Annotated in this window: 10 protein-coding genes; 9 read left to right on the forward strand and 1 reads right to left on the reverse strand. The window is 58.8% G+C overall.

The window, feature by feature from the left end:
* Window positions 1-4: 4 nt before the first annotated feature.
* From NZ585_12550 to NZ585_12590, 9 genes are all read left to right on the forward strand, one after another.
* Window positions 5-1,363 (forward strand): hypothetical protein, encoded by a 1,359-nt coding sequence (locus NZ585_12550; GenBank protein MCS7080861.1) that lies wholly within the window; start codon window positions 5-7, stop codon window positions 1,361-1,363.
* 81 nt (window positions 1,364-1,444) lie between these two features.
* On the forward strand, window positions 1,445-2,590 hold the full coding sequence (locus NZ585_12555) for a carboxylate-amine ligase (GenBank protein MCS7080862.1): 1,146 nt from the start codon (window positions 1,445-1,447) through the stop codon (window positions 2,588-2,590).
* Window positions 2,591-2,684: 94 nt separating this feature from the next.
* Window positions 2,685-3,983, forward strand: a complete 1,299-nt coding sequence (locus tag NZ585_12560; protein ID MCS7080863.1) for a bifunctional oligoribonuclease/PAP phosphatase NrnA — start codon at window positions 2,685-2,687, stop codon at window positions 3,981-3,983.
* A 19-nt stretch (window positions 3,984-4,002) separates the two neighbouring features.
* Entirely contained in the window at window positions 4,003-5,877 is a 1,875-nt protein-coding gene (locus NZ585_12565) for an extracellular solute-binding protein (protein ID MCS7080864.1), read from the forward strand.
* A 54-nt stretch (window positions 5,878-5,931) separates the two neighbouring features.
* Window positions 5,932-6,708, forward strand: a complete 777-nt coding sequence (locus tag NZ585_12570; GenBank protein ID MCS7080865.1) for a hypothetical protein — start codon at window positions 5,932-5,934, stop codon at window positions 6,706-6,708.
* 6 nt (window positions 6,709-6,714) lie between these two features.
* Window positions 6,715-7,077 (forward strand): hypothetical protein, encoded by a 363-nt coding sequence (locus NZ585_12575; protein ID MCS7080866.1) that lies wholly within the window; start codon window positions 6,715-6,717, stop codon window positions 7,075-7,077.
* Window positions 7,078-7,090: 13 nt separating this feature from the next.
* Window positions 7,091-7,936, forward strand: coding sequence for an MBL fold metallo-hydrolase (locus tag NZ585_12580; GenBank protein ID MCS7080867.1), 846 nt, complete (start codon window positions 7,091-7,093; stop codon window positions 7,934-7,936).
* A 49-nt stretch (window positions 7,937-7,985) separates the two neighbouring features.
* Entirely contained in the window at window positions 7,986-8,396 is a 411-nt protein-coding gene (gene crcB / locus NZ585_12585) for a fluoride efflux transporter CrcB (GenBank protein ID MCS7080868.1), read from the forward strand.
* A 234-nt stretch (window positions 8,397-8,630) separates the two neighbouring features.
* Complete coding sequence (locus tag NZ585_12590) at window positions 8,631-9,770, forward strand: hypothetical protein (GenBank protein MCS7080869.1); 1,140 nt, start codon at window positions 8,631-8,633, stop codon at window positions 9,768-9,770.
* Between the two features lie 77 nt (window positions 9,771-9,847).
* Here the strand turns inward: NZ585_12590 and NZ585_12595 are convergent.
* Window positions 9,848-10,087: DUF4351 domain-containing protein (locus tag NZ585_12595; protein ID MCS7080870.1), on the reverse strand; the 240-nt coding region annotated here is incomplete at its 5' end.

Below are 10,087 nucleotides of genomic sequence, written 5' to 3' on the forward strand. Positions count from 1 at the left end.
GCTAATGGAAAGTCATGCGAAACTGAAAGCTGCGATCGCCCATTACGACGCCTTACTTCAGGAAACCCCGACCACGTTGACGGAAGCGCGCGATTTTCTGGCGGCGCGCAGCGCGGAAGAAAAGATGATTTTTGGGGGGCGGCCTCTGTCGCCGTACCTACGCCCCCACTTTGTGACGGCTGAACGCTGGCGCTACCTTTGCGCGGAGTGCGCCCGGATTTGGGAATGCGTTGAAGTGGTTGGGCGGGCAGCGATGACCGACCGACGCATCTACGACGATCTGGGCATTACGGACGGCGAAGCGCGGCTGATTGAGATTGACCCCGGTTACACGGGAATTTCGATCACGTCGCGGCTCGACTCCTTTCTAACGGATGACGCCCTTTCCTTTGTCGAACTCAACGCGGAGAACCCGGCCGGCATTTCCTACTGCGAGGTCATGGCGCGGATTTTTATGGAACTGCCTGTGATGCAACGGTTTACAGCCACGTATCCGGTGACGCCGCTCTACGCGCGGCGGCTGCTGCTGGATACGTTGCTGACGGCCTACCGCGAGTGGAGCGGCGGCGGCGACCAACCGCGCATCGCCATCGTGGACTGGGAAGGTCTGCCGACCCAGTGCGAGTTTGAGCAGTTTCAGGCGTATTTCCACGACGAAGGCTTTGCCTGTATTATTGCGCCGCCGGAAAAACTTGACTACCACAACGGCAAGCTCCGCTGCGGCGAATTTGAGATTGACTTGGTTTATCGGCGCGTGTTGACCAACGATATTCTGGATCGCCCTGAGGAGTGCAAGGCGTTAGTGAACGCCTATCGTGACCGCGCCGTCTGTGTCGTCAACGGTTTTCGGACGAAGTTCGTCCACAAGAAAATGCTTTTTGGCGTTCTGACGGATGAACGCTATGCGTCCATGTTTACGCCGGAACAACACGCGGCAATTCGGGCGCATATTCCGTGGACGCGCCGGTTGGCGGACGTGCGCACCACGTACGCTGGGGAGACGATTACGCTGCTGGATTTTATTCGCGCCAACCAGTCGCGGCTGGTGCTCAAGCCCAATGATGAATATGGTGGTAAGGGCGTCGTGGTTGGCTGGGAGGCGACGCCGGCTGAGTGGGAGGCGGCGATTGAGGAGGGCCTGCGCAGTGACTATCTGGTGCAGGAAAAAGTGCCAACCGCCCATGAGACGTTTCCCCATTTCACGCCGGAGGGCGACATCAGCTTTATCGAACAGCTTGTAGACCTTGACCCGCTGCTGTTCCACGGCAAAGTTGGCGGCGCCTTCACCCGCCTGTCGAGTACGGCGCTGTGCAATGTCACGTCGGGCGGCGGGATGGTGCCGACCTTCGTGCTCAACGATTGACGACAACCGGCTGGTTGCAACGGGCGTTCCCGACTGCGGGCTTTAGGCTTGCAGGTAGTTTGTCTTGGCGAGAGGCTGGATATGGCTCAAGAGTTCACACTGGGTATTGAGGAAGAATTCCAAATCGTTGATCCGAATACACGGGAGCTGCGCTCGCGCGTTGCTGAAATTCTGGACGAAGGCATGATGCTGCTGGGCGAGCAGCTCAAGCCTGAAATGCACCAGTCCATGGTTGAAGTCGGCACGAGCGTTTGCCGCAACATTCAGGAAGCACGGGCGGATGTCATCAGGCTGCGCCGGACGGTGGCGATGTTGGCACATAAAAAGAACTTGCGGATTGTGGCGGCCTCGACGCATCCGTTTTCCCACTGGAAGGATCAGGAAATTACGCCCAATGAGCGCTACTTCCAGCTCATCGAGGAAATGCAGCAGCTGGCGCGGGCGCTTTCGATTTATGGCCTACACGTCCACGTCGGCATTGAAAACCGTGACGACGCCATTCACATCATGAATGCGGCGCGTTACTTCCTGCCGCACATTCTGGCGCTGAGTACCAGTTCGCCGTTCTGGATTGGGCGCAATACGGGACTGAAGTCCTACCGCTCGGAAGTCTTCAAGCAGTTTCCACGTACCGGTATTCCCGACTACTTCGGCTCCGCGAGCGAGTTCGACAACTACGTCAAACTGCTGGTCAAAACGGGCTGCATTGACAACGGCAGAAAAATTTGGTGGGACCTGCGGCCGCACCCGATTTTCCCCACGCTGGAGTTTCGGATTTGCGATTTGCCGTCCAAGGTAGATGAAGTCATCGCTATCGCGGCTCTGTTTCAGGCGATAGTGGCGAAGCTTTACAAGCTGCTGCGCCAGAATATGGGCTTCCGGCTTTATCGGCGGATGCTGATTGAAGAAAACAAATGGCGCGCGGTGCGTTACGGTCTTGACGGGAAGCTGTTGGACTTAGGCAAGCAGACCGAAGTGCCGGTGCGCGATCTCATCGGCGAACTGCTCGATTTCGTGGACGACGTGGTGGACGACCTCGGCAGTCGGAAAGAACTGGAGTACATCAACACGATTCTCAAGGAAGGCACTAGCGCCGACCGGCAACTGCGCATCTTTCACGAGACCAACGGCGATTTCCACGCTGTGGTGGACAACCTCATCGCCGAGACGCTGGAAGGCGTTACGGAGCCGGCCGCCGAGGCAAGCGCCCAAGTGCAGCGTTCGTGACGCTGGCTGCCCCCACCGCAGTCGGTTGCGCTATACTCCGGTAACAAGTCGGTAAAAACCGGCGAGTTGGCAGGATTTTGAAAGGTTTAGAAGTATGTCACGCGAGAAAAACGCTGCGGCCGAACGCGACAAGGTAGGCGCAACAGACAATGTAGCCGCTGGTGTGGCGACGGCTTACACGGGGGAAGCCGAACCGTCGCGGCGCGACGGCAAAGACAACCTCAACGGCACTGGCGGGCATCCCGAACGGCGTCCGGTGGTGGAGGTGCAGGAACGGCGTCCGGTGGCGGATTTGGTCGCTGCGCTCGAAGCCCATCGCGGCGAGCGACACATCGTAGCGATTCAAAACTTCCCAGACCCGGACGCGATTGCCTCCGCGCTGGCCCACCAAATGATCGCCGCTACCTTCGGGATCACGGTGGACATTGTCTATGACGGCTTCATCAGCCATCAGGAAAACCTTGCGCTCGTGCAGCTCCTGCAGATCGAACTGCTGCACTACGATCCAACGATAGACCTCAAGCAGTATCAGGCCAGCATTTTCATTGACAACCAAGGCACGACCACCACTTTGACCAGCAAGCTGCGCGAAGCGGGCGTCAAGCCGCTCGTCATCGTGGATCATCACGAACGCCAGGGCTTGCTTGAGGCGGTGTTCACTGACATTCGTAAAGTCGGCGCAACGGCGACGATTTACGCCGAGTATCTGCGCGACGCATTTCCGTTGGAAAAGAACAACCCCCAGCACGTCCGGTTGGCGACGGCGCTGATGCATGCCATTCGGGCGGAAACCAATGGGATGATTCGCGCCCGCGAGTGCGATTTTCAGGCGGCGGGCTACCTGTCGCAGTTTGTGGACACCACGCTGTTGAGTGAAATCCTCAACGTCAAGCGGTCGAAGCGCGTCATTGACATCATCAATCTGGCGCTGGAGAAACGGATTGTCCGGAACAACTACAGCATCGCCGGCGTCGGCTACGTCCGCTATGAAGACCGCGACGCCATTCCGCAGGCGGCTGACTTCCTCCTGACCGAGGAAAACATTCACACGGCGGTGGTGTACGGCATCATCACCAAAGAAGGCGAACGCGAAGTCATCATCGGCAGCCTGCGCACGTCGAAAGTGACGCTCAACCCGGATCAGTTCCTGAAATCGGCGCTCGGACGCGATGCGACAGGGCACTACTACGGCGGCGGCAAGCACGAAGCTGGCGGCTTTGAAATTCCCATCGGCTTCCTGTCCGGCACGTACGACGAAGATTTCATGCGGTCGAAGTGGAAAATCTACGACGCGATGGTGAAGCGCAAACTGCTGGAAAAGATCGGCGTCATTGAAAACCAATCCACCTCGGCGGTGATTCGCCAACCGAGCGCCGAGCGCCCGGAAGAGTAGCGGAGGCGCGCCGGTTCAGATGCCGTCGTGGGTGAGGCGTGCGGCGTGGCTGTGGGGTCACCTTACGCCGTCCGACGGCTGGGCCGGCAGCGTCTCGGCCGTCGTCACAGGCGCAGTTTATCTATACCTCTATGCGCCGTTGCTGACGCTGTTGGTGTTGTCATTAAGCGCTGCGCCGGCGGCCGATTTTCAAGCCGGTTTTGTCGGCGCGTGGTACGTGAAGGCTGCAACCAACCCAGCGTTCCTAACGGCGATTCAGACCAGCTTGCGAGTGGCGTTGGCGACGACGGCCATTGCGTTGGTCATCGGAACGCCGGCCGCCATTGGTCTAGGCAAACACCACTTTCGTGGACGGTCATGGCTGGAGGGTTTGTTTTATCTGCCGGTCGTCGCGCCTGAAGTGGTGGTCGGCTTTGCTTCCGTAGCGCTGTTTGCGCGTTTGGGACAACCGCTGGGTTTCTGGTCGGTGCTGCTGGCGCACGTTGCCTTTTGCACCTCATACGTCGTGTTCATTGTCCGAGCGCGGCTGGCGAGCTTTGACGAGCGATTGCTTGAGGCCGCGCTGGATTTGGGCGCGACGCCGGCGGTCGCCTTTTGGCGGGTGACGTTGCCGTGGCTGACGCCGGCGCTGGTTGGCGGTGGGCTTCTGTGCTTTGCCCTCTCGCTTGATGACTGCGTTATCACCAGCCTCGTGGCGGGTGACGGCGTGACGACGTTCCCGGTGCTACTGTATTCCAAGATGAAGACCGGTGTCTCGCCGGAGATCAACGCAGCGACTGGTTTGTTGCTGATGGCGACGGTGCTGCTGGTGACGGCGGCGCACATCGCGCAGCAGCTTCCGCGCTTGCCGCAATGGGGAAGGGTCGGCCTTGGGGCGGCTTGTCTTGGGCTACTGCTTGTCGCCGTTGCGCCGTCCCCACAGTCGGCAACGCAGACAACGCTCCACATCTACATCTGGTCGAACTACACCTCCGACAAGCTACTGCGCGACTTCGAAGCACGGTATCGTTGTCGAGTTGTCGTTGAGACGTTTGACTCCAACGAGGCGTTGCTGGCCAAGCTCCAGACTGGTGTGGCGCGGTACGACTTGATTGCGCCAAGCGACTACATGGTAAGCATTCTGGCGCGGCAGGGGCTGCTGCGGCCGCTTGATCGGTCACGGCTGACAAACTGGGCAAACCTTGATCCGGCATTTTTGGGCGCGCCGTATGACCCCGAACAGCGTTACAGCGTCCCCTACACGTTTACAGTGGTCGGCATCGGCTATCGGCGTGACAAAGTGAGCGAGCCAGTGGAAAGTTGGGACGCGCTGTGGGACGCCCGCTACTGTGGGCGCATTGCCATGCTTGATGACATTCGGGAATGTTTCGGGGCGGCTCTGCGACGGCGCGGCGCTTCTCCGAATAGTCGAAACGAACAGGAAATCGCGCAGGCAGCCGAGGATTTGATGCGTCAGAAGGCGCTCATCAAAACTTATGACAGCGCCACGTTTGAACAGCTCCTGCTCGATGGGGAGGCCTGGTTGGTGCAGGGCTACAATGGGCAAATCGCCAAAGCCGCGCGGCGCAATCCCAACATTGCGTTTGTCGTGCCACGGGAAGGCGGGACGCTCGCTGTAGATTGTTTGGCGATTCCCGTTAATGCGGCGCAGCCGGCGCTGGCGGAGCGGTTTATTGATTACATCCTTGAGCCGCAGGCGGCGGCGGAAATTGTGCAGGCGACGGGGTATGGGACGCCGAACCGCGCTGTCCGAGCGTATTTGCCGCCGATGTGGGCCGACAACCCCTACGTCTTCCCGCCGGATGATTGGCTTCGGCGCTGCACCATGCTTGAAGATGTCGGTGCAATTTTGCCGCGATATGACTACTATTGGACGGTCATCAAGTCACAATAGCGATCTGTGTGACAAGGCTTGCCGCCGCCTTTGGAAGCTCCTGCACAACGTTATATGGGAAACCACGAACCACCTTCGCCATCCGCCGACACAGACGCCATCGCCGGTGAGTTGCTGATCTCGCTCATCAACGACATGGAGTTGCTTTTAGCCTTTGAGCAGAGCCAGCGGGTGGCGCACTTCCAGCCGGAGCTGGGTGAAAAACTGACGCGCTTTCTAGTGGGTGAATATCGCCAACGCCTTGAGCGTTTGGCTCGCCTAGTCGAAGACAAGGACTTTCTCCGCCTGCTGCTTATGGAACTGGGAGCAATGGAGCGTCCTGACTTGCAGGACTATCTGCGCAGCGTCTTCGGCTATCGCCATGAGTTGCAGGAACAGCTCCAGATACGCGGCGTGACCGAATCCGATGAGATTCTCAAGGAATATGTTTCCGGCAAGTACCGCCGCATTACACAAGAGTTGCCGCCGGTCAACTTCGAGCAAAACGCCTACGCTGCACCGGAGATTGCGGCGGAAGTCGAGGTGTACCGCCGGCGGACACGGCAGTTAGCGGAGCTCCTCAAACAACAGCAGCAGACGCTTCAAACGGCGGCCGAGATGGCGGCGGCGATGTTGAGTCTGTTTGTCAACTACCTCAACGACCGCGTCAATCAGCTGCCCCCGGAGGAGAAGGCGGCGCGACACACGGCGCTCCAAATTGCCTTTGGTGAACTCGAAGCGCCGATTTTACAGATGGCGCGCAAGCTCAAAGCGATTGAGCAGACTGTGGGCAAGCCATGCGGTCTGGCCGAGGTCATGGAACTGATCACCAAGTTGTTTGCGCGTTCGTGAGGCAGCATGTCGCCTTATGGTCGGCCGCCAGCTTATGGCCCTCCGCCCCCTACTTCGCCTTCGGCGGGAAAGCCGGTGTTGCCCTTCGTCCTACAGACGCTGCTAGGCTTCTTCGGCACGCTGGCGTACGCGGTCGTGCTTTTTGTTCTAATCGCGATAGCGTTTGAGCTGTCGCAAGTGGTTTTCGGCTTGGTTTGTTTCGGCGGGTTGGGGTTTGGGCTGGCGGCTGTGCTCTTTTTAACCTTTTACTTTCGTTGGTATGGGCTACTGGTCGGGGTCGCGCTGGCGTTTTTAGTGCCCGCCTTGCTGGTCGGAGCTTGTACAGCGTTCGTCATCGGCGTCAGTATTCTGAACCTAGCGGGCTTCTAAAGGAGCGCCAACAATGAGCTTGTCGTTGGGTGAGTTTCAACTTGACATTATTTCCGACGGTACGTTTCGTCTGGACGGCGGGGCGATGTTCGGCGTCGTACCGCGCGTACTCTGGGAGCGCGTTATGCCGCCCGACGAAAAGCATCGCATCGTGTTGGGTCTGAATACGCTGCTGGTGCGGACGCCCCACGACACGATTTTGGTGGATACGGGCATCGGGACGAAGTGGGGCGCTAAGCACATCGAGATGTACGGCATCGCGCATGAGACGACCGTCCCGCAATCGTTGGCGGCGCTTGGCCTGTCGCCGGACGACATCACGCTGGTCATCAACACGCATCTGCACTTTGATCACGCGGGCGGCAACACCTACCGTGCGGAGAACGGTGAGCTGCGTCCGACCTTTCCAAAGGCGCGGTATGTCGTCCAGCGCGCCGAGTATGAGCACGCGCAGCGTCCGCACGAACGCGACCGCGCCAGCTATTTGCCGGAGGATTGGGAGCCGGTGGCGGCGGCTGGACAGTTTGTGTTTGTGGAAGGTGAAACGGAGGTGTCGCCGGGTGTGTGGGTCGTACCAGTGCGTGGGCACAACGACTTTACCCAGTGTGTACGGGTGGTGTCGGGTGGACGGACGGCTTTCTACTGGGCGGATATTCTCCCGACGACGGCGCACCTGCCTTTTGCATGGGTGATGGGGTATGACCTGTATCCAGTGGAACTGTTGGAAAACAAGAAGCGTTTGATTCCGCAGGCGGCGGCGGAAGGGTGGCTGAACATTTTCGAGCATGACCAAAAGTGTCCGTGGGGCTACATCGTGCCCGGCGAGAATGGTAAGTACGCCGTCCGTCCGGCGACCTAAACCTGCCCCCACAGGAGCTTTGAGAGGCGCGAGCGAAAGTACGGTTACTGTGTCGGTTTTCACCAACTACGCGGTTGTAGCGGTCGGCGGCGCGTGCGGCGCGATGTTGCGCTATGCCGTCAGCGTCTCGCCCCTTGGCGCATGGTCGCTTCGCTTTCCGCTCCCGACGTTTGTCATCAATGTCAGCGGGTCGCTTTGTTTCGGCTTGGTGGTCGCCCTTCTGGCTGACCGGGTGGGGATTCCGCCGTGGCTGCGGCTGGCACTAACGACTGGATTTTTGGGAGCCTTTACCACCTTTTCGACGTTCGAGTACGAGACCGTTACAATCTGGCGCGAGCATGGAGCGTTGTGGTCGGTCGGCTATGTCGTCGCTAGCCTGCTGTGTGGAGCGGTTGGATTGTTGCTTGGAGAACTGGCGGCGCACGGCCTAGCGTCCAGCTTTGCGGCCCTTCGTCACTGAACTCCCGGCGTGTGTTGTCCGAAAGCCGTCCACGCTAGTCCTACCAGTTGTTCAGCTCCCTGCCAAAACGCTTTGGATTGGGCGCGAGTGTGACCAGGTTGTTTCCACACCGTTGGCGAAGCCTTGCGGGCGCAGGGTACGTTGTTGCACTGGAAAACTTTTTACGCCTTGCCTAAGAATGGTTTTTCCTTGCAGCAGTGTTGCCTGCCTGACCACATCAAGCGGAAAAGCGTTATGGCCAGCTTTTTTGCCGTTTCAAGGCCGCCGAAGTTGTCCGTCCGTTCGCCTGTAACAGGGCTGGTCTTTCTCTGGCTGGCGATGGCGGCGTGGTTCTCGTTCTCGCCGTCTGTCGTCGGCCACAATTTTGATTGCAATACAAGTCACAGCCCAAAGCAACTTGCGTGGTGTCCGGAAAAGCCGCAGGAAGCAGTGCCGGAAACCGCCGGTTTACCAGCGTGGGTTGTAGTGTATCCCAACGCCACCCTTGAAGGTCCTGTCCACACGGGTGAACTCCAAGAAAGCGGCTATTTCACACTGAAGACGAACGACTCTGCAAAAGTCGCCTTCGACTTTTACCAGCTTGCCTACGCCGAAAAGGTCAATGGCACGCCATTCACCTGTAACTTCATGGCATATGCGCCGGGGTATGGTGAACTCTGGTTTACTGGTGCATCAAATGAACAGGTTCGCTTAGCCATTTTATCAGCTGTGCCGCGTCAGTCATCCGCATTACTGCGCCGAACCACCATCCATATCTCGTACACGCGCGGCACAACGTGGGCATCGCCTTACCAGTATCCAATGAACGACATTGGCGTCCTGACCGACCCTGACCTCCAACCCATGCGCTTTGAGTGTGAAATCAACGGTGAGGACGATTTCTTCTCGCCGCACGCTTACCTAAAGGCCATTCACTTTACACACCGCGGCAGCCTAACAAATGTCACCCTTGATTTTCAGCCGCTGCTTGAGGCGGAGCGCGCCTACCCAGGCGACGCTCGGATGGCAGTAAGCGATTGGCGGCAGTTGCCGCCGTGGGTGACGCTCTATCCTCAGGCGAAAGTCATCGCCGCTGCGGCTGATGCGGGAAGAAAGACCGGCGTGTTGATTTTGTCCACGGAGCATCCCCAACGGCAGGTTCACCAGTTCTATAATGAACGGCTCCGAGAGCTGTACTTGCAGTTTGGTTTTCAACGAGTGAGTTGGTCGGAAGGCGAGGAGTTCTCGACGACCGACTGGGCGCGCGACAGTGATACGCTAGTTGGCGTCATCACCTTGCAGGATAAGATCCGTCAAACGGTTGTCCTGCTGCGGTACCAAGGCAATACGGTTCATCCCGTTAGAACCCACCGTCGGACATTCAGGCGTCGCTAAACTGAAGAGCCTTTCGTGTTAGGTAGGCCGCCGGTCGCTTATAGCGAAGATGGCAAGTGGAGAAGACGGTAGCAAACTCAATGTTCTTCTTCAGAAGCAATAGTTTGCGTCGCCAGCCAAGTGCGGGCGGCGTCAAGGCTGTCAAACGCAACAGTTTCCACCGCCAGCGCCTCCGCCTGTTCCCGTGACAGCCGCTCCACCTGCGCCGCAACCTCCGCCGGCAACGCCCCAAACCGCCGTTCAAGCAGCGCCCGCGCTAGCCGCACCGCTTCCAAACGACTGCCCTGCTCAACGCCCTGCGCTATACCGCGCTCAAG

Source organism: Chloracidobacterium sp. (assembly GCA_025057975.1).
In the GTDB taxonomy this organism is placed as follows: domain Bacteria; phylum Acidobacteriota; class Blastocatellia; order Chloracidobacteriales; family Chloracidobacteriaceae; genus Chloracidobacterium.

Coding starts and splice junctions, on each gene's coding strand:
- NZ585_12560 (MCS7080863.1), top strand. CDS start 2,685: ATGTCACGCGAGAAAAACGCTGCGGCCGAACGCGACAAGGTAGGCGCA.
- NZ585_12575 (MCS7080866.1), top strand. CDS start 6,715: ATGTCGCCTTATGGTCGGCCGCCAGCTTATGGCCCTCCGCCCCCTACT.
- NZ585_12570 (MCS7080865.1), top strand. CDS start 5,932: ATGGGAAACCACGAACCACCTTCGCCATCCGCCGACACAGACGCCATC.
- NZ585_12565 (MCS7080864.1), top strand. CDS start 4,003: ATGCCGTCGTGGGTGAGGCGTGCGGCGTGGCTGTGGGGTCACCTTACG.
- NZ585_12550 (MCS7080861.1), top strand. CDS start 5: ATGGAAAGTCATGCGAAACTGAAAGCTGCGATCGCCCATTACGACGCC.
- NZ585_12590 (MCS7080869.1), top strand. CDS start 8,631: ATGGCCAGCTTTTTTGCCGTTTCAAGGCCGCCGAAGTTGTCCGTCCGT.
- NZ585_12555 (MCS7080862.1), top strand. CDS start 1,445: ATGGCTCAAGAGTTCACACTGGGTATTGAGGAAGAATTCCAAATCGTT.
- NZ585_12580 (MCS7080867.1), top strand. CDS start 7,091: ATGAGCTTGTCGTTGGGTGAGTTTCAACTTGACATTATTTCCGACGGT.